The sequence below is a fragment of the Pseudomonas sp. G1002 genome (assembly GCF_013385455.1).
Taxonomy (GTDB): domain Bacteria; phylum Pseudomonadota; class Gammaproteobacteria; order Pseudomonadales; family Pseudomonadaceae; genus Aquipseudomonas.
The window spans coordinates 46924-65658 of the sequence record NZ_JACAPY010000017.1; the positions used below are offsets into that span (position 1 = coordinate 46924).

Sequence of the window (18735 nt, forward strand, 5' to 3'; positions counted from 1 at the left end):
ATCTTTAGGCCATCCCCCTTACTAATTAACTCAATTCCACGCTTTTGCCACAAACAACCAAAGTAAATTACATAAATGCGGCCTTAAATGTTTACTTGGGCAAACTGTCTGACTATTATTGAGCCACTATCCCCTTTCACCCAGCGCCCTGCATAAGGTAGTCCCCATGTCCCTGATCAACGAATATCGCGCCACCGAAGAAGCTATCAAAGAGCTGCAAGCCCGTTTGAAGAACCTGTCCCAAGACGACAAACTGCAAACCGAGCTGGAATTCGAAGGCAAATTGCGCACCCTGATGGGCGAATACTCCAAATCCCTGCGTGACATCATCGCGCTGCTGGATCCGGATTCGAAAGTTAAGGCTCCACGTGGCGCCGTAAAAACTACCGGCACCAAGCGTGCACGCAAGGTTAAACAATACAAAAACCCGCACAACGGCGAAGTGATTGAAACCAAAGGTGGCAACCACAAGACTCTGAAAGAGTGGAAAGCCAAGTGGGGCGGCGACGTGGTTGAAGGCTGGGCTACCCTGCTGGGCTAAGCCTCGCCAGGACGCTGCGTGATACGCAACGCAATAAAAAACGCCAGCTTGCTGGCGTTTTTTATTGTCCGTATTTTACCGGGAAGCTGATTACAGACTCATTCGAGTCGCTAAGGCATCAACATACTCCTGCCATTCATCAAGCACCTGGCGCTGAAACGGTGTGGCACTAACAGCCAACTCAAGACACGCCTGCTTAAAACCCTCAAGGGTGTTTGGCGCGCCCCATTGAGGGTCTGACAAACGTTGCTGACAGAAAACTCTCCAGCGTTGTTGCTCTTCACTATTCAAGGTGTCTGGAAAGTTGCGTGCACGATAGCGAAATAATAATTCAGGCAAACGTTCATCATCGAAAGGCCATTGCTGGCGCGCTAGTTGCGCCGGCTCGGCGACTCTCACTTGCTCACATAAACGTCGATCACGATCCCCGATAAAACCATCGTATAGCTGCTGCTCGGGATCGGCGCTTGGCGCAAAATCTTCCTCGGCGTAAATCGCCGCCAGTTTATCGCGCCATAGTTCCTGTGCGTCGCTTAGCCGCAGGGCCCGCGCCTCACACTCATCCATATCCAGCTGCAAACGCTCGCGGTCTTGCGGCCGAAGCACGCTCAACGGTGCGACCACCGGGCAACGATTGATGTGCAGCAACTTGAGCGGTACCGGCAACTCACCTTCGGCCAGCTCGTCGCGGCGAGTATATAAGCGCCGGCGCAAGGTATCGGCGTCCTCGTCCAACAGCCCTTGCGGATCGAGACCCAGGTCGCAGACGATCAATGCATTGCGATTGCGCGGGTGCCACGCCAGCGGCAGCACCACCCCCAGGTAATGACGCTCGGCAGAAAAACGACCGGAAATATGCACCATCGGCTGCAACAACCGCACCTGGTCCATGACCCGTTGTTTGCTACGCAGTTGAAACAGCCAGTCATAGAGCTTGGGTTGCTTCTCGCGGATCAACCGGGCCAGGGCGATGGTGGCGCGCACATCGGACAAGGCGTCGTGGGCCTGGCCGTGGTCGATGCCGTTGGCGGCCGTCAACCGCTCAAGCTTGAGGGTGACGCGCCCGTCCTGTTCCGGCCAGACGATCCCGTCAGGGCGCAGGGCGTAGGCAGTGCGCACCACGTCGATCAGGTCCCAGCGGCTGTTGCCGCCTTGCCATTCCCGGGCATAGGGATCGAAGAAATTGCGGTACAAGCTGTAGCGCGTCATCTCATCGTCAAAACGCAAGGTGTTGTAGCCGGCCCCGCAAGTGCCCGGGGTGGCCAGCTCGGCGTGCACCCGGGTCATGAAGTCGGCTTCGGCCAGGCCTTTTTCCGCCAGCACGCCGGGAGTGATGCCAGTGATCGCGCACGCTGCCGGATGCGGCAGGATATCGTCGCTGGGGTGGCAGTAGAGATTGACCGGCGGCCCGACCTCGTTAAGCTCGAGGTCGGTGCGAATACCGGCTACCTGCAGCGGGCGGTCGGTACGCGGATTGATGCCGGTGGTTTCATAGTCGTACCAGAAAATGGTGGTCACGGGCTATTCCTGTGCTGAAGACCGGCAAAGTCTAGGCGCTTGCAGGCATCGGGGGCCAGCGCTGTGTTCCCTGTACAAATATTCAGTAAATCGTTGAGTGGTTGCTTCCACCGTCGACACTGCTAGCATCGGTCTTTCCAACCCCGCCGCTGCCGCCCAGGCGCCAGCGCCGCACTGCCAAGGACCGCGATGCCACCTGCGCCACTGGATACCCGCTACCAGATCGAGACCCCGGAGGGTATCGACCTGCCCCTGCGCCCGGCCGGCCTGCTGGTACGCTCACTGGCCTTTGCCTTCGACCTGGGTTTGCGCGGCCTGATTCTCGGCATCCTGTTTATCGCATTGGCCTTTCTCGGCAACCTGGGCATTGGCCTGGGTTCGCTGCTGCTGTTCCTCGTCAGTTGGTGGTACATGGTGCTTTTCGAAGTGCTCAACCAGGGCTGCTCGCCCGGCAAACAGGTCATGGGCCTGCGGGTGGTACAGGACGATGGCACGCCCATCGGCTGGTCCGCCTCGCTGATCCGTAACCTGCTGCGCTTTGTCGACATGCTGCCCTTCGGCTATTTCCTCGGCGCCATCAGTTGCCTGCAACACCCCAACTTCAAGCGCCTGGGCGACCTGGCGGCCGGGACTCTGGTGATCTACCGCGAACAACCGCTTTCCCGCCCGCAAGTGCCCCAGGCCCCGGCGCTGCGCCTGCCGTTCGCCCTTGAGCTGAACGAACAACGGGCGATTCTCAGCTTCGCCGAACGCCAGGGCGAACTGTCGGCCGAACGGGTCAACGAACTGGCCGCTATCCTGGCCACGCCCCTGCAGGTCTCCCCTGCCCGCGCCGTGGCAGAACTCAACGGTGTGGCCCGCGGATTGTTGGGGCCAGCATGAAACAGAGTCTTTTCGAAAGCCGCCATCAGCCACAATGGCAAGCCTTTGCCGAGCAATTGACGCAGTTGGAGAAAGGCAAAGCCAAAGGCGCCGACTTCGTCGACTTCCCTCATCAATACCGGCAGTTGTGCCAGCACCTGGCCCTGGCCCAGGAGCGCGGCTACAGCAGCTACCTGGTGGACCCGTTGCAGCAGCTTGCCTTGCGCGGCCATCAACAGTTGTATCGTCATCGCAGCCGGATGGGGGCAAACGTGCTGAGCTTCCTGCTGGCCGATTTCCCCAGGCTGGTTCGCGCGCAATGGCCATTTGTGCTGGCTGCCGGCCTGCTGTTCTTTGGCAGCCTGCTCGGCATTGCCTTGCTGGTGTACCTGTTTCCGGACTTGATCTACAGCATCGTCAGCCCTCGGCAGGTGGCCGAGATGCAGGCCATGTACAACCCCGATGCCAGCCGCCTGGGCCGGGCAGCCGAACGCGCTTCCAGCGAAGACTGGATGATGTTCGGCTACTACGTGATGCACAACATCGGTATCGCCTTCCAGACCTTTGCCGCCGGGCTGCTGTTCGGCCTGGGCAGCGTATTTTTCCTGTTCTTCAATGGCCTGATCATTGGCGCCGTTGCCGGGCACCTGACGCAAATCGGCTACGGGCAAACGTTCTGGTCATTTGTCATCGGCCATGGCGCCTTCGAGCTCAGCGCAATTGCCCTGGCTGGCGCGGCTGGCCTGCAACTGGGCTGGGCGCTGATTGCACCGGGGCCCCTCACCAGAGGCGAATCCCTGCGCCTGGCCGCGCGCAAAAGTGTGCAAATGATTTGTGGTGTGATGGTGTTCCTGCTGATCGCCGCGTTTATCGAGGCGTACTGGTCGTCCACCAATGCCGTGGCGCCGTGGGTCAAGTACCTGGTCGGCACCGCCCTGTGGTTGCTGATGGCGGCCTACCTGCTGTTTGCCGGACGGAATCGCCATGCGCCTGAGTGATGCCAGCGTCGTGATCCGCCCGCGTACCTCCTGGGAGGCCATGGACCTCGGCATCCTGCTGGCCCGGGAACACCGGCTGCTGTTGATGAGCAGTTGGGCCATCGTGACCTTGCCGGTCTTCGCCCTGTTCAGCGTGCTCCTGTGGAATCACCCCACCACCGCGCTGTTGCTGTTCTGGTGGTTGAAACCGGCATTCGACCGCCTGCCACTGTATATCCTGTCCAAGGCCCTGTTCGGCGAAACACCCAGCCTGAAACAAGCGCTGCGCCAATCGCCGCGGCTGCTCAAGGGCCAACTGCTGGCCAGCCTGACCTGGCGGCGCTTCAGCCTCAGCCGTAGCTTCGAGATGCCGGTGGTCCAGCTCGAAGGGCTGCAAGGCCAGGCGCGCCAACAACGTCTCGGGGTGTTGCAGCAGCGCAACGCAGGCGCCGCGCGCTGGCTGACCCTGATCGGGGTGCACCTGGAAATCGCCCTGTGGTTCGGGTTGATGGCCGTGTTCTATTTCTTCCTGCCGCAAGAGGTCGAACGCGACTGGGATTGGCAGCAACTGGCGCTCACCGCCGGCCACGACTGGCGTTGGCTGGAGCACCTGACCAACATGTTCTACGCCTTGATACTGGTGTTCTGGGAGCCGATCTATGTCGCCTGTGGCTTCAGCCTTTACCTGAACCGCCGCACGGTGCTGGAAGCCTGGGACCTGGAACTGGTGTTCCGCCGAATGCGCCAGCGCCTGAGCGGTGTGGCGTCGCTGCTGTTGCTGGTGGCCGGGCTGACGCTGATTCCGCCGATCCCATCGGCATGGGCTGATGAACCGGTTCCCCAAACGCCGCTGACTACACAATCGGCCAGTCACTCGATCAAGACGCTGTTGGAGCAGCCACCGTTCAAGAACCCGGAAACGCTCACTCGCTACCGCTTCGGCGAGGATAAAGCAGCCGACAAAAACAAAGCGGCAGGTGATGCCAAGCTGCCAGCCTGGCTGGAAGCATTGCTGAAAAACCTCAACAGTGATTCGTTCAAGCACATCGCCAAGGGCCTTGAAGTACTGCTCTGGGGATTGCTGGCAGGTGGCCTGGCACTGGTGATCTGGCGCTACCGCGACTGGCTGCATGCCTTTGTCAGCCGCCGCAGCCCGCGCAAACCCAAGGCTGCCAAACCCGTGCCTTCGCAGCTGTTCGGCCTTGAACTGGGGGCTGACACCTTGCCCGAAGACATCGCAGACGCCGCCGAACAGCTGTGGGCAACACAGCCCCGGGAAGCCCTCGGCCTGCTCTACCGTGGGTTGCTCAGCCGCTTGCTGCACGACTTCAACCTGCCGCTGAAAAGTGCCGACACGGAAGGTGAAGTCCTGGAACGTATCCGCCAACTGCAACAACCGCAGCTGCTGGCATTCAGCGGTGAGCTGACCCGTTACTGGCAAAACCTTGCCTATGGCCATCGCCTGCCGCCTGCCTTGGCGCAACAACAGCTATGCAGCGATTGGCGAACCCTGTTCGGTTCGGGAGCGGCGCAATGAACCGGCCGTTGCTGTGGGTCGGGCTGCTGGTCGCGGGCTTGCTGGCAGCCGGCGGTTTTTATGCCTGGCACAAGGCGATTCCTTATCAGGAAGTGGTCGATCGCGGCCCTTCACCCGAAGCCCTGGCCAACCCCTACCTGGCAGCTGAACACTTTCTGCGCCAGCAGGGCCTGGTGGTGGAACATGCCAACAGCCTCGAACGGCTGGCCAGCCTTTCGCCCAAGGGCAACAGCCTGCTGTTGCTGGGCGAGCGCAGCAACATGAGCCCGCCCCAGGTTGATCAATTGCTGCAGTGGACCCGGGCTGGCGGCCATCTGCTGCTGGTAGCCGAAGCGCTGTGGGATGAGGACACCGGTGAAAGTGGCGACCTGTTGCTGGATCGTGTGCAGATACACCAATCCTTCAGTGAAGAATTCGACGCTCCGGCACCCGCGCGTAAAAAGAACACGCCGGACCTGACCAAACTCTATGTGGACAACGAAACAGCGCCGGCCTATTTCAGCTTCGACACCGACTTCAACCTCACCGACCCCAGGCACCTGGCACAATTCTCGGCCAACAGCGCCCGGTCGACGCACCTGATGCAGGTCAACCTCGGGCAAGGGCGTGTGACCGTGGTCACCGACAGCGACCTGTGGAAAAACCCCGGCATCGGCCTGCACGATAACGCGTGGCTGCTCTGGTACCTGAGCCAGGGCACCCAGGTCACTCTGCTGTTCAACACGGATGTCGAGGACCTGTTCAGCCTGTTGTTGCGCTACTTCCCCCAGGCACTGGTGGCACTTGCCGCACTGATCGCCCTGGGCCTCTGGCACGCCAGCCTGCGCCAGGGTCCGATCCGGCAACCGGCGCCCAAGGCACGCCGGCAATTGCAGGAACACTTGAACGCCAGTGCCGACTTCCTGTTGCGCCGCAGCGGGCAAGACAGCTTGCTGCAAGCCTTGCAGCGCGACATCCAGCGCACCGCTCGGCGCCGTCATCCCGGGTTCGAACACCTCGATACAGCCGAACAATTGCGGGTGCTTGAACGCCTGACCCGCCAACCCTCCCTTGTTATCAGCCAGGCCCTTGGCCCACCTGCGACGAAACGGCTCTCCAGCGCCGATTTCAGCCGCCAGGTGGCCTGCCTGCAAACCCTCAGGAATGCCCTATGAGCGAATTTCCCGCCACTGACCCGATTCAGCGCGCCAGCCAACTGGCCCAGGCCTTGCGCGTCGAACTGCGCAAGGCGGTTATCGGTCAGGACCCGGTGATCGATGACGTGCTCACGGCGTTGATCGCGGGCGGCCATGTGTTGCTTGAAGGGGTTCCCGGCCTGGGCAAGACCTTGCTGGTACGCGCGCTGGCACGCTGTTTTGGAGGCGAGTTCGCGCGCATCCAGTTCACCCCGGACCTGATGCCCAGCGACGTGACCGGCCATGCCGTATACGACCTGCATACCGAACAGTTCAAGCTGCGCAAGGGACCGTTGTTCACCAACCTGCTGTTGGCTGACGAGATCAACCGTGCCCCGGCGAAAACCCAGGCAGCGTTGCTGGAAGCCATGCAGGAACGCCAGGTAACCCTTGAAGGCGAGGCGCTGCCCATCGGCCAGCCGTTCATGGTACTGGCCACCCAGAACCCCATCGAGCAGGAAGGTACTTACCCGTTGCCCGAAGCCGAACTGGACCGTTTCATGCTCAAGGTGCGCATGGACTATCCCGAGGCACAGCAGGAACTGGACATGGTGCGCGAAGTCACCCGCTCGTCCCGAGCCGACATGCTCGACGTACAGCCGCTGCGCACGGTGCTGCAAGCCGAAGACGTGCTGCTGTTGCAACAGATTGCCAGCGAGTTGGCGCTGGATGAGCAGGTGCTCGACTACGCCGTGCGCCTGGCCCGCACTACGCGCAGTTGGCCGGGCCTGACCATCGGCGCCGGGCCCCGGGCCTCCATCGCCCTGGTTCGCGGTGCACGGGCTCGGGCCTTGCTGCGCGGGGGCGAGTTCGTGACCCCGGACGACATCAAGGGCTGCGCCCTGGCAGTGTTGCGCCATCGGGTGCGTATTGCCCCGGAGCTGGATATCGACGGGTTGGAAGTCGACCAGGTGCTCCGGCAATTGCTGGACCAAGTCCCGGCGCCACGCCAATGAGACGCCCATGAGACCAACCCGCCTGCTGTTGACCTGGCTCGGTGTACTGCTGGGCCTGAGTATCCTGCTCGGCGCACTGGTGGCGCTACAGGTCAAGGTGCCAGACGCCCTGCACTCAGTGACGTGGGGCCTGCTGCTGGCCCTGTTGCTGCTGGCCTTGCTGGATGCCAGCCGCCTGCGCCGCCGGCCGTCCCCGCGCGTGCGACGGCAGATGCCCGGCAGCCTGGCACTGGGGCGCTGGGGGGAAGTGCGGGTAAGCCTGGAGCACGATTATCCCCAGCCGTTGGCGGTCCAGGTATTCGATCATGTGCCTGACGGCCTGGCGGTGGAGGACCTGCCGCAGTCCATCGAACTGCGGCCCGGCGAGCACAGTGAACTGGGTTATCGGCTAAGGCCCCAAAGGCGCGGGCATTTCAGCTTTACCCGCTGTGAAGTGCATCTGCCCAGCGCCCTGGGGCTATGGTCGGCCCGGCGCCTGATCGACGTCAGCGACGCCACCCGGGTCTACCCGGACTTCGCACGCCTGTATGGCGCGCAGTTGCTGGCGGTGGACAACTGGCTCAACCAGCTGGGCGTACGCCAGCGGCAACGGCGTGGGCTGGGCCTGGAGTTTCACCAGCTGCGTGAGTTTCGCGAAGGTGACAGCCTGCGCCAGATCGACTGGAAAGCCACCGCCCGGCAACGCACGCCCATTGCCAGGGAGTACCAGGACGAGCGCGACCAGCAGATTATGTTCATGCTCGATTGTGGCCGCCGTATGCGCAGCCAGGACGCCGAACTGTCGCACTTCGACCACGCGCTCAACGCCTGCCTGCTGCTCAGTTATGTAGCCTTGCGCCAGGGCGATGCCGTAGGGCTGTGCACCTTTGCCTGCGACCAGCCGCGCTACCTGGCGCCGGTCAAGGGCAGTGGCCAGCTCAACCTGTTGCTGAATGCGGTGTATGACCTGGACACGTCCCGGCGTACGGCCGATTACCAGGCGGCCGCCAGCCAACTGCTGGCCCGGCAGAAACGTCGCTCGCTGGTGATCGTAGTGACCAATTTGCGGGAGGAGGAAGATGAAGAGTTACTCAGCGCCGTAAAGCGCATCAGCCGCCAGCACCGGGTAATGGTCGCAAGCCTGCGGGAGGAGGTCCTTGACCAGTTACGCCAGGCTCCCGTGCAAACCCTGCCCGAAGCCCTGGCCTACTGCGGCACGATCAACTATCTCAATACCCGGGACGAGCTCCACGACCGCTTGAACGCCCACGGGCTGTCGGTACTGGACACACTGCCTTCGGACCTGGGTGCCGCCCTGGTGACCCGCTACCTGGGCTGGAAAAAAGCCGGCGCGCTATGAACGCCGGATGCAGCACCTAGGCAGAGGCCTGCAACGGATCAAAGCTGAAGTAATCCAGCAGCGCGCTGATCACCTCCCCATATTCGGCAGGGGCCTGGGATATGCTGAACCCGGAATCGTAATGCTGGGGGTTTATATCCTCATGACACCACAGGCAGGTGGCCGTGAGGTCTACCGCCTGCACCTCACCCTCAGGCCCGGGGATCTTCAAGCGCAGCTCGAACTCCACATCGACCATCATGGGTAACTGGCTGATCAACATCAGGCCCTGCTCGGAAACATTGCCCAGATAGCCGATTGGCTTGTCCGTCAGGCGGTTGAACACTTGAAGGAAGCAAGGTAACTGATGCCGCTCGATCCGTCGGTGAGTAAACATGATGAGGTCGCCATCCAATGGCCATATATGTGGCCGCTCCAGTGATTCGAAACGAGCCTGAAGGCCCGCTCTCCCCGGATATCGGTGCGACAACCGCAAACGCGTTGCCACTTTTACAGCTGCCAAATCCGGGAACGCCATCCGTTTGAATAGAAACTTATACAAACTGACATTCAAAGATTAGCCCAAGACTGGCAACGAGCCAGCTATGGCATGACAAATATCATCACAACGACGCCGGCCGCGGCTGGGCAACGCTCGCGCCGGGGTAATGCCCCAGTTGCTGCAGGGTATCCAAACGGGCACGGGCACGGAATGCGTACTCGCTCGCCGGGTACTGGCTGATGATGAACTGATAGGTTTGCGCCGCATCGACAAACAGCTTCTCGCGCTCCAGGCACTGCCCGCGCAACATCGAGACTTCCGGTTGCACGTAGCGCCGGGAACGGCTTTCACGGTCGACCTGGGACAACTCAAGGGTGACCCGCTGGCAATCGCCCACACCGTAGGCGCGGTACGCATTGTTCAAATGATGGTCCATCGACCAACGGGTGCAGCCGACAACACTGACGGCCAGGGCAGCAATGATCACGATTCGCATGGGGGTTCTCCTGTCTTGTGCAGTGTATCGACCCTTCATCGAAAATCTTCAAGGTTGTTCATCTGTTCATGCAGAGTGAAAACAAGCGAATCATCGATAAGTAGTGCAAACGAACAATGACTACAACCAAAGAGCATAGTAGCCTTCCCCAGCGCTTGAACTCAGGAGTCCGTGCATGTCCGTCCGTCGTACCAAAATCGTCGCCACCCTTGGCCCGGCCAGTAACTCGCCGGAAGTCCTCGAACAGCTGATTCTGGCTGGCCTGGACGTTGCCCGTCTGAACTTCTCCCACGGCACCCCGGACGAGCACAAGGCTCGCGCCAAGCTGGTGCGTGACCTGGCCGCCAAGCATGGCCGCTTCGTGGCGTTGCTGGGTGACCTGCAAGGCCCGAAAATCCGTATCGCCAAATTTGCCAACAAGCGGATCGAGCTGAAGATCGGTGACCAGTTCACCTTCTCCACCAGCCATCCCCTGACCGAAGGCAACCAGCAAGTCGTGGGTATCGACTACCCGGACCTGGTGAAAGACTGCGGCGTGGGCGACGAACTGCTGCTGGACGACGGCCGTGTGGTAATGCGCGTCGACACCGCCACCCCGACCGAACTGAATTGCACCGTGATCATCGGCGGCCCGCTGTCGGACCACAAAGGCATCAACCGTCGTGGCGGTGGCCTGACTGCCCCGGCCCTGACTGAAAAAGACAAGGCCGACATCAAGCTCGCCGCCGAAATGGAAGTGGACTACCTCGCGGTATCCTTCCCGCGCGACGCCGCCGACATGGAATACGCCCGTAAACTGCGCGACGAAGCCGGCGGCACTGCCTGGCTGGTGGCGAAGATCGAACGCGCCGAAGCCGTGGCCGATGACGAAACCCTCGACGGCCTGATCAAGGCTTCCGACGCCGTGATGGTTGCCCGTGGCGACCTGGGTGTGGAAATCGGTGACGCCGAGCTGATCGGTATCCAGAAGAAAATCATCCTGCACGCACGTCGCCACAACAAGGCGGTGATCGTTGCGACCCAGATGATGGAGTCGATGATCCAGAACCCGATGCCAACCCGTGCCGAAGTGTCCGACGTGGCCAACGCCGTGCTCGACTACACCGACGCCGTGATGCTTTCAGCTGAAAGTGCGGCTGGCCCGTACCCGCTGGAAGCCGTGCAGGCCATGGCACGCATCTGCGTCGGTGCTGAAAAGCACCCGACCAGCAAGACCTCCAGCCACCGTATCGGCAAGGTCTTCGAAAGCTGCGACCAGAGCATCGCCCTGGCGGCCATGTACACCGCCAACCACTTCCCGGGTGTGAAAGCGATCATCGCCCTGACCGAAAGTGGCTACACGCCGTTGATCATGTCGCGCATCCGTTCCTCGATCCCGATCTACGCGTTCTCCCCGCACCGCGAAACCCAGGCCCGTGCGGCCATGTTCCGCGGCGTCTACACCGTACCGTTCGACCCGGCATCGCTACCGCCTGAGCAAGTCAGCCAGGCCGCGATCGACGAGTTGCTCAAGCGCGGCGTCGTGGAGAAAGGCGACTGGGTCATCCTGACCAAGGGCGACAGCTACCACACCATCGGCGGCACCAACGGCATGAAGATCCTGCACGTTGGCGACCCAATGGTCTGAGTGACCGCTCGCTGAAAAACAAAAGCCCTGCCATGTGAATGGCGGGGCTTTTTGCATTGCAAATTGGCTTGTGTGTTGGCTTTACTGGCCTATTCGCGAGCAAGCCCGCTCCCACATTTGATCGCGTACATCCTGAAGAAACACGGTCGAATGTGGGAGCGGGCTTGCTCGCGAAGACGGCCGACCAGTCAACGCTCATTCATCTCCGAGTGATAAACCCCGACAACGCCGCAATCGCCTCCGGCGACTTCAACCTCTGGGTAAACAACGCCCCCTCCTCCTCGATCACCTTGCGCAACTGCTCGCGATCAACGCTTTTCATCAGATGCTTGCTGACCTGCACCGCGCCCGGCGCCAGGGTCTCAAACCGTCCAGCAATTTCCCGCGCCTTGGCCAGGGCCGATTCACCGCTACCCAATGCCTCGGTGGCAATGCCCCAGGCGGCAGCCTGTTCGCCGGTGAACCCTTCACCCAGCAGCAGCAACTCCGCCGCCTTGGCATGCCCCAGCAAGCGCGGCAGGATCAAGCTGGACCCAAACTCCGGACACAGCCCCAGGTTGACGAACGGCATGCGCAACCGTGCATCCCGGCTGACATACACCAGGTCACAATGCAGCAGCAGCGTCGTGCCAATTCCCACCGCCACGCCCGCCACTGCCGCAATCACCGGCTTGCGGCAGTTGAGCAAGCTGCGCATGAAATTGAAGACCGGGCTGTCGAGATCCGCCGGCGGTTGTTCGAGGAAGTCGCCAATATCGTTACCGGCGGTGAAGCACTCGCTGCTGCCCTGGATCAACACGGCGTTGACGCTCGTATCGGCATCCGCCTGCTCCAGTGCCTCGGCCAATTGGCTGTACATGGCGCGGGTCAGGGCATTTTTCTTGTCCGGGCGATTGAGCTGCAAAATCAGCAACCCGCGTTCGCGTTGCTGCAGGATGGCATCGGTCATGACAAATCTCGCGGCTGGGAAATTCAGCGCTCAACCACGGGGCAGGAACACATCGGCCAGCAGTTGATTGCGCGGCAGTCCGGCCAGGAACAGGCGCTTGGAAAAGGCCTCGACACTGGCCGGGTGCCCGCAGAGTAAAGCCAGAGTTTGCCGGGAAACAAGCCGCAGTTGCGCCAACGCCTGCGTCACCTCAGCCGCTGTCCATAGCTCAACGGTCACGTTCGGATGCGCACCAGCCAGCTGGGCCAATGGCCCGGCGAGGTAATGACCGCCCGCGTCATGGGCCAGGTGAATGACCCGGATGGCGCCCTGGTGATCCTGGCGCAAGGCCTCGCGCAACACGCCCCATAGCGGGCCGAGTCCGGTGCCCGAGGCCAGCAGCCAGAGCGGCCGCGATTGCCAGTCGGGGTCGTACTGCAAGGCGCCGCCCCGCAATTCGCCCAGGCGCAGGCTGTCACCGGCCTTGAATTGGCGGGCGGCGTCGCTGAATTCGCCGGGCAGGCGGCAATCGATGTGAAATTCGAGAAACGGATCTTCCTGGGGCAGGCTGGCCAATGAATAAGGCCGCGCAACGCTGCCGGCCCACAACACCAGATGCTGCCCTGCCCGGTAGCGCAAGCCGCGTTCGGGTTGCAGCCGCAGGCGCAGTACACTCGGGTTCAACCAATCGACGCTCAACACCGTCGCCGGCAACCCGTCACGCAGCGGGTCGAAGGCTTCGACCTGCAAGTCACCTGCGACCTGGCACTGGCACGCCAGGCGCCAGCCATCCTGGCGCTGCGCCGGGCTCAGGGCATCCGGCTGGTTGTCCTGGATATCACCCTGGCAACGCACCAGGCAGGCATGGCAGCTGCCGGCGCGGCAACTATAAGGCACGGCCACGCCCGCCTGGTTCAGGGCATCCAGCAGGTTGCTGCCGGCGGCTACCGACCAGTGGCGTTCACCGACGTGAAGTTCAGGCATCAAGGGTCTCGGATCAAAAAGGCGTCTACAGGGAATCACGCCCGGTAGAGTTTGACCATAGTCGGGTGTATCGGCCACCGTGGCGGGTTATACTGCCGCGCCTTTTTAGCGTCGCGCCTGCACCACTTTGGCGTGCCTTGGAAAGGTGGCTTCAGCCGACCGATGCAACACTGACGCCACCTTTATTGAATGTTCCCTTATAGAGGAGCGCGACTCATGACCGTGATCAAGCAAGACGACCTGATTCAGAGCGTTGCCGACGCCCTGCAATTCATTTCCTACTACCATCCCGTTGACTTCATCCAGGCGATGCACGAGGCCTACCTGCGCGAAGAATCGCCAGCGGCCCGTGACTCCATGGCTCAGATCCTGATCAACTCGCGCATGTGTGCCACCGGCCACCGCCCGATCTGCCAGGACACCGGGATTGTCACCGTATTTGTACGTGTAGGCATGGACGTGCGCTGGGATGGCGCCACCATGAGCCTGGACGACATGATCAACCAAGGCGTGCGCCAGGCCTACAACCTGCCGGAAAACGTCCTGCGGGCTTCGATCCTCGCCGACCCGGCCGGTGCGCGTAAAAACACCAAGGACAACACCCCTGCCGTGATCCACTACTCCATCGTCCCGGGTAACACCGTGGAAGTGGACGTGGCCGCCAAGGGCGGTGGTTCCGAGAACAAGTCGAAAATGGCCATGCTCAACCCGTCCGACTCGATCGTCGACTGGGTGCTCAAGACCGTTCCGACCATGGGCGCCGGCTGGTGCCCACCGGGCATGCTTGGCATCGGCATCGGCGGCACCGCCGAGAAAGCCGCGGTAATGGCCAAGGAAGTGTTGATGGAATCCATCGACATCCACGAGCTGAAGAAGCGCGGCCCGTCCAACCGTATCGAAGAGATGCGCCTGGAGCTGTTCGAGAAGGTCAACCAACTGGGCATCGGCGCCCAGGGCCTGGGTGGCCTGACCACCGTGCTCGACGTGAAAATCATGGACTACCCGACCCACGCAGCCTCGCTGCCGGTGTGCATGATCCCCAACTGCGCCGCCACCCGTCATGCGCACTTCGTGCTCGACGGCTCGGGCCCTGCATCGCTCGAAGCGCCACCGCTGGACGCCTACCCGGAAATCGTCTGGGAAGCCGGCCCGTCGGCCCGTCGCGTCAACCTCGACACCCTGACCCCGGAAGACGTGCAGAGCTGGAAGCCGGGCGAAACCGTGTTGCTCAACGGCAAGATGCTCACCGGTCGCGACGCCGCGCACAAGCGCATGGTCGAGATGCTGAACAAGGGCGAAACCCTGCCGGTGGACCTCAAGGGTCGCTTCATCTACTACGTCGGCCCGGTTGATCCGGTGCGCGAAGAAGTGGTGGGGCCTGCCGGTCCGACCACCGCCACGCGGATGGACAAGTTCACCCGCCAGATCCTCGAACAAACCGGCCTGTTGGGCATGATCGGCAAATCCGAGCGCGGCCCGACCGCTATCGAAGCGATCAAGGACCACAAGGCGGTTTACCTGATGGCAGTGGGCGGCGCGGCTTACCTGGTGGCCCAGGCCATCAAGAAGTCCCGCGTCGTGGCGTTCGCCGAGCTGGGCATGGAAGCGATCTACGAGTTCGACGTGAAAGACATGCCGGTCACCGTTGCCGTTGATAGCAAGGGTGAGTCGGTACACATCACCGGTCCTGCCATCTGGCAGAAAAAGATCAGTGAAAGCCTGGCGGTTGAAGTGCAGTAAGCATTTCCCCTGCAAGGATAAAAGGCGACCACTACGGTCGCCTTTTTTTGTTTCATGCACCTCTCACTGTGGCGAGGGAGCTTGCTCCCGCTCCAGTGCGCAGCGCTCCCATTTTTTTGGGGCCGCTACGCGCCCCAGCGGGAGCAAGCTCCCTCGCCACAACAGCCATGCGCCTCATGCTATGGTGCTCGCCCCCAATTGCACTGTTCATCCTCGAATGATCGCGATTCCCCGGCCTTTGCGTTTGACCTTCTACTCCCTGCTGATCATCGCCGGTGCGATGCTGGCTGCCGCCCTGGCCACCCGCCACGCCGAACGCCTGGCCCTGGTGGATGACGCCGCCCGCGCCAATCAGCAGCTCATGCTTTATGGCAACTCCCTGCACACCCTGATCGAACGTTACCGCGCCCTGCCCGCCGTGCTGGCCCTGGACTCGGAAATGATCAGCGCCCTGAAGGGCCCGCTGGACACCGCCACCCAGGATTTGCTCAACCGCAAGCTGGAGCGCATCAACGGCGCCGCCCAGTCCTCGACCCTGGAACTGATGGACCGCAACGGCCTCGCCGTGGCCGCCAGCAACTGGAACCTGCCCAGCAGTTATGTGGGGCACAACTACGCGTTTCGTCCCTACTTCAGCCAAACCCTGAGCCAGGGCACCGGGCGTTTTTATGCAGTGGGCGTGACCACCGGGATTCCGGGGTATTTCCTCTCCAGCGCGGTGGTCGGCGAGAACGAGCAGTTCCTCGGCGCCATGGTGGTCAAGTTGGAGTTCCCGGAACTGGAGCGCGAGTGGGCCCAGGGCAATGACTTGCTGCTGGTCAGCGATGCCCGGGGCATTGTGTTTATCGCCAATCAGCCGGGCTGGCGCTACCGCGCGCTGCGTCCGTTGTCGGACAGCGACCACGCCGAACTCAAGGCCACCCGCCAATACGACAAGAAACAATTGCTGCCGCTGGACACCGAAGCGTTGCAGCGCTTTGACGAAAACAGCCACCTGATGCGCGTCGACGGCCCCGACGGCAAGGCCAATTACATTTGGGAATCCCTGCCGCTGAAGGCCGAAGGCTGGACCTTGCACCTGCTGCGCAAGCCACAATTTGCCTTTGAAGACCAACGCAACGCCGGCCTCGCCGCCGCCGGCTCATGGCTGGCGCTGGTGTTCCTGGTGCTGTTCCTGACCCAGCGCTGGCGCCTCGCCCGCTTGCGCCAGCGCAGCCGCGAAGAACTTGAACAACTGGTGGAAGAACGCACCCGCGCCCTGCGTACTGCCCAGGATGGCCTGGTGCAATCCGCCAAACTGGCAGCGCTGGGGCAGATGTCTGCCGCCCTCGCTCACGAAATCAACCAGCCATTGACCGCCCAGCGCATGCAGTTGGCGACTCTGCGGCTGCTGCTGGACCATGGCCGGGTGGACGACGCCTACCAGGCCCTGACCCCGCTGGACGACATGCTCACACGCATGGCCGCGCTCACCGGCCACCTCAAGACCTTCGCCCGCAAGAGCCCCAGCGGCCTGCGCGAACGCCTCGACCTGGCGACGGTGGTGGACCAGTCCCTGCACTTGCTCGATGCGCGCCTGCGGGACGAAGCCATCGGCACCGTACTGGACCTGACCCGCCCGGCCTGGGTACGCGGCGACGCGATCCGCCTCGAACAGGTGCTGATCAACCTGCTGCGCAACGCCCTCGACGCCATGGCCGACAAGCCACGCAAGCGCCTGGAGATCCGTCTGCACGCCGATCAGCAGCTATGGCACCTGACCGTCAGCGACAGCGGCGGCGGGATCGCCGAGGAAAACCTCAACAGCGTGTTCGACCCGTTCTTCACCACCAAGCCGGTAGGCGACGGGCTCGGCTTGGGGCTCGCCGTGTCGTACGCTATCGTCCACGAACTTGGCGGGCGCCTGAGCGCCGGCAATCAAGGTGACGGGGCGATCTTTACCCTGACCTTGCCCATCGCGCTGGAGACACCAGACCTATGTTGAACGCGGTGATTGTAGTCGATGACGAAGCCAGCATTCGCACGGCCGTCGAGCAATGGCTGAGCCTGTCGGGCTTTGAGGTGCAGTTGTTCGGCCGCGCCGAAGAATGCCTGGCGCAATTGCCCAGGGACTTTCCCGGGGTGATCCTGAGCGACGTGCGCATGCCCGGCCTCAGCGGCCTGGAGTTGCTGGCTGAAGTGCAGCGGCGTGACGCCGACCTGCCGGTGATTCTGCTCACCGGCCACGGCGATGTGCCGATGGCCGTCGAAGCCATGCGCGACGGCGCCTACGACTTCCTCGAAAAACCCTTCAGCCCCGAAGCCCTGCTCAGCAGCCTGCGCCGGGCGCTGGACAAGCGCGGGCTGGTGCTGGAAAACCGCCGCTTGCATCAGCAGGCCGATCACCGTGCCCAACTGGAATCGAGCCTGCTGGGGGTGTCCCGGGGTTTGCAGAACCTGCGCCGGCAAGTCCTGGACCTGGCCGGCTTGCCGGTCAATGTGTTGATTCGCGGCGAAACCGGCAGCGGCAAGGAGCTGGTCGCCCGTTGCCTGCATGATTTCGGCCCCCGGGCGAAGAAGCCGTTTGTGGCGCTGAACTGCGCGGCGATTCCCGAGCAGCTGTTTGAAGCCGAGCTGTTCGGCCATGAAAGTGGCGCGTTCACCGGCGCCCAGGGCAAGCGCATCGGCAAGCTGGAATACGCCAATGGCGGCACGCTGTTTCTCGATGAGATCGAAAGCATGCCGCTGGCCCAGCAGGTGAAATTGCTGCGGGTGTTGCAGGAGCAAAAACTCGAACGGCTCGGTTCCAATCAAAGCATCAAGGTGGACTTGCGGATCATCGCCGCCACCAAACCCGACCTGCTGGACGAAGCTCGCGCCGGGCGTTTTCGCGAGGACTTGGCCTATCGCCTGACCGTCGCACAACTGCGCCTGCAACCGCTGCGGGAACGCCGGGAAGACATTCCCCTGCTGTTCGAGCACTTTGCACAAAGCGCCGCCGAGCGCCTGGGCCGCAACTTCGCGCCGCTGAGCGGACCCGCGCTGGGGCGCCTGCTCAGCCATGACTGGCCGGGGAATGTGCGGGAGCTGGCCAATGCCGCGGAACGCCAGGTGCTGGGGCTGGGTGAACCGGAGCCGGAAGGCATCGAAGCGGGGCAATCGTTGGCGGCGCAGCAGGAAGCATTTGAAGCCCATTGCCTGAAAGCCGCGCTGACCCGGCACAAAGGCGATATCAAGGCGGTGCTGGCCGAGCTGCAACTGCCACGGCGCACCTTCAATGAAAAAATGCAGCGCCATGGCCTGGCGCGGGATACGTTCCTCTAACCCGATCGTTCCCACGCTCCGCGTGGGAATGCAGCTCTGGACGCTCCGCGTCCGCCCTTAAAATCATGACGCGGAACGTCACAGGATGCGCTCCCACGCAGAGCGTGGGAGCGATCTTCGTCGGCGGATTTCCGCTCATCCCCCTTGATTCATCAGCAATTTTCCGCTCAAAAATTTCCGCAAACCCTTCTAGACCGGGCCTTCATCGGCTTGGCACAGCTCCTGCTATAGCCCAGCCAGGCTGCGCTACCGCGCGCTCCACAAAAACAATT

General features: G+C 62.2%; 16 protein-coding genes. 11 read left to right on the plus strand and 5 right to left on the minus strand.

Going from position 1 to position 18735, the window contains the following annotated elements; translation table 11 throughout:
• Positions 1-166 precede the first annotated feature (166 nt).
• Positions 167-541: a histone-like nucleoid-structuring protein MvaT gene (gene mvaT / locus HX801_RS08255; RefSeq protein ID WP_008432352.1), complete on the plus strand. Its 375-nt coding sequence runs from the start codon at positions 167-169 to the stop codon at positions 539-541.
• A gap of 90 nt (positions 542-631) precedes the next feature.
• On the opposite strand, the gene sbcB is transcribed toward mvaT, so the two are convergent.
• On the minus strand, positions 632-2059 hold the full coding sequence (gene sbcB / locus HX801_RS08260) for an exodeoxyribonuclease I (RefSeq protein ID WP_177009697.1): 1428 nt from the start codon (positions 2057-2059) through the stop codon (positions 632-634).
• Positions 2060-2248: 189 nt separating this feature from the next.
• On the opposite strand from sbcB, the gene HX801_RS08265 reads away from it, so the two are divergent.
• From HX801_RS08265 to HX801_RS08290, 6 genes are read left to right on the plus strand one after another with little or no spacing between them, the layout of a single operon-like run.
• Positions 2249-2941, plus strand: coding sequence for an RDD family protein (locus tag HX801_RS08265; RefSeq protein WP_003214165.1), 693 nt, complete (start codon positions 2249-2251; stop codon positions 2939-2941).
• A complete protein-coding gene (locus tag HX801_RS08270) occupies positions 2938-3918 on the plus strand; it encodes a stage II sporulation protein M (protein ID WP_003214164.1) in 981 nt (326 codons plus the stop codon). The genes HX801_RS08265 and HX801_RS08270 overlap by 4 nt, the downstream gene beginning before the upstream one ends.
• Complete coding sequence (locus tag HX801_RS08275; protein ID WP_008432350.1) at positions 3905-5434, plus strand: DUF4129 domain-containing protein; 1530 nt, start codon at positions 3905-3907, stop codon at positions 5432-5434. The genes HX801_RS08270 and HX801_RS08275 overlap by 14 nt, the downstream gene beginning before the upstream one ends.
• A complete protein-coding gene (locus HX801_RS08280; RefSeq protein ID WP_177021870.1) occupies positions 5431-6588 on the plus strand; it encodes a DUF4350 domain-containing protein in 1158 nt (385 codons plus the stop codon). Before HX801_RS08275 ends, HX801_RS08280 begins: the two co-directional genes overlap by 4 nt.
• Positions 6585-7565, plus strand: a complete 981-nt coding sequence (locus tag HX801_RS08285; RefSeq protein ID WP_008432346.1) for a MoxR family ATPase — start codon at positions 6585-6587, stop codon at positions 7563-7565. Before HX801_RS08280 ends, HX801_RS08285 begins: the two co-directional genes overlap by 4 nt.
• A 7-nt stretch (positions 7566-7572) precedes the next feature.
• On the plus strand, positions 7573-8904 hold the full coding sequence (locus HX801_RS08290) for a DUF58 domain-containing protein (protein WP_177021871.1): 1332 nt from the start codon (positions 7573-7575) through the stop codon (positions 8902-8904).
• Between the two features lie 16 nt (positions 8905-8920).
• Here the strand turns inward: HX801_RS08290 and HX801_RS08295 are convergent, their stop codons facing one another.
• Both HX801_RS08295 and HX801_RS08300 read right to left on the minus strand, forming a co-directional pair.
• Positions 8921-9280, minus strand: coding sequence for a PilZ domain-containing protein (locus HX801_RS08295; protein ID WP_008432342.1), 360 nt, complete (start codon positions 9278-9280; stop codon positions 8921-8923).
• A gap of 226 nt (positions 9281-9506) precedes the next feature.
• A complete protein-coding gene (locus HX801_RS08300) occupies positions 9507-9881 on the minus strand; it encodes a tol-pal system YbgF family protein (protein WP_003214151.1) in 375 nt (124 codons plus the stop codon).
• 175 nt (positions 9882-10056) lie between these two features.
• On the opposite strand from HX801_RS08300, the gene pyk reads away from it, so the two are divergent.
• Positions 10057-11508, plus strand: coding sequence for a pyruvate kinase (pyk, locus tag HX801_RS08305; protein WP_003214149.1), 1452 nt, complete (start codon positions 10057-10059; stop codon positions 11506-11508).
• A gap of 199 nt (positions 11509-11707) precedes the next feature.
• Here the strand turns inward: pyk and HX801_RS08310 are convergent, their stop codons facing one another.
• Both HX801_RS08310 and HX801_RS08315 read right to left on the minus strand, forming a co-directional pair.
• Positions 11708-12457: an enoyl-CoA hydratase-related protein gene (locus HX801_RS08310; RefSeq protein ID WP_003214147.1), complete on the minus strand. Its 750-nt coding sequence runs from the start codon at positions 12455-12457 to the stop codon at positions 11708-11710.
• A gap of 30 nt (positions 12458-12487) precedes the next feature.
• Positions 12488-13420 carry an iron-sulfur-binding ferredoxin reductase gene (locus tag HX801_RS08315; protein ID WP_102369795.1) on the minus strand — a complete coding sequence of 311 codons (933 nt, stop codon included), beginning with the start codon at positions 13418-13420 and terminating at the stop codon, positions 12488-12490.
• 216 nt (positions 13421-13636) lie between these two features.
• Between HX801_RS08315 and HX801_RS08320 the strand changes: the two genes are divergently transcribed.
• The 3 genes from HX801_RS08320 (at position 13637) to HX801_RS08330 (ending at position 18463) form a co-directional block, all read left to right on the plus strand.
• Positions 13637-15160 carry a fumarate hydratase gene (locus HX801_RS08320; RefSeq protein WP_003214142.1) on the plus strand — a complete coding sequence of 508 codons (1524 nt, stop codon included), beginning with the start codon at positions 13637-13639 and terminating at the stop codon, positions 15158-15160.
• Positions 15161-15377: 217 nt separating this feature from the next.
• Positions 15378-17144, plus strand: coding sequence for an ATP-binding protein (locus HX801_RS08325; protein WP_003214141.1), 1767 nt, complete (start codon positions 15378-15380; stop codon positions 17142-17144).
• Positions 17138-18463 (plus strand): sigma-54 dependent transcriptional regulator, encoded by a 1326-nt coding sequence (locus tag HX801_RS08330; RefSeq protein ID WP_177021872.1) that lies wholly within the window; start codon positions 17138-17140, stop codon positions 18461-18463. Before HX801_RS08325 ends, HX801_RS08330 begins: the two co-directional genes overlap by 7 nt.
• Positions 18464-18735 lie beyond the last annotated feature (272 nt).

Coding starts and splice junctions, on each gene's coding strand:
- mvaT (WP_008432352.1), top strand. CDS start 167: ATGTCCCTGATCAACGAATATCGCGCCACCGAAGAAGCTATCAAAGAG.
- HX801_RS08265 (WP_003214165.1), top strand. CDS start 2,249: ATGCCACCTGCGCCACTGGATACCCGCTACCAGATCGAGACCCCGGAG.
- HX801_RS08270 (WP_003214164.1), top strand. CDS start 2,938: ATGAAACAGAGTCTTTTCGAAAGCCGCCATCAGCCACAATGGCAAGCC.
- HX801_RS08275 (WP_008432350.1), top strand. CDS start 3,905: ATGCGCCTGAGTGATGCCAGCGTCGTGATCCGCCCGCGTACCTCCTGG.
- HX801_RS08280 (WP_177021870.1), top strand. CDS start 5,431: ATGAACCGGCCGTTGCTGTGGGTCGGGCTGCTGGTCGCGGGCTTGCTG.
- HX801_RS08285 (WP_008432346.1), top strand. CDS start 6,585: ATGAGCGAATTTCCCGCCACTGACCCGATTCAGCGCGCCAGCCAACTG.
- HX801_RS08290 (WP_177021871.1), top strand. CDS start 7,573: ATGAGACCAACCCGCCTGCTGTTGACCTGGCTCGGTGTACTGCTGGGC.
- HX801_RS08295 (WP_008432342.1), bottom strand. CDS start 9,280: ATGTTTACTCACCGACGGATCGAGCGGCATCAGTTACCTTGCTTCCTT.
- HX801_RS08300 (WP_003214151.1), bottom strand. CDS start 9,881: ATGCGAATCGTGATCATTGCTGCCCTGGCCGTCAGTGTTGTCGGCTGC.
- pyk (WP_003214149.1), top strand. CDS start 10,057: ATGTCCGTCCGTCGTACCAAAATCGTCGCCACCCTTGGCCCGGCCAGT.
- HX801_RS08310 (WP_003214147.1), bottom strand. CDS start 12,457: ATGACCGATGCCATCCTGCAGCAACGCGAACGCGGGTTGCTGATTTTG.
- HX801_RS08315 (WP_102369795.1), bottom strand. CDS start 13,420: ATGCCTGAACTTCACGTCGGTGAACGCCACTGGTCGGTAGCCGCCGGC.
- HX801_RS08320 (WP_003214142.1), top strand. CDS start 13,637: ATGACCGTGATCAAGCAAGACGACCTGATTCAGAGCGTTGCCGACGCC.
- HX801_RS08325 (WP_003214141.1), top strand. CDS start 15,378: ATGATCGCGATTCCCCGGCCTTTGCGTTTGACCTTCTACTCCCTGCTG.
- HX801_RS08330 (WP_177021872.1), top strand. CDS start 17,138: ATGTTGAACGCGGTGATTGTAGTCGATGACGAAGCCAGCATTCGCACG.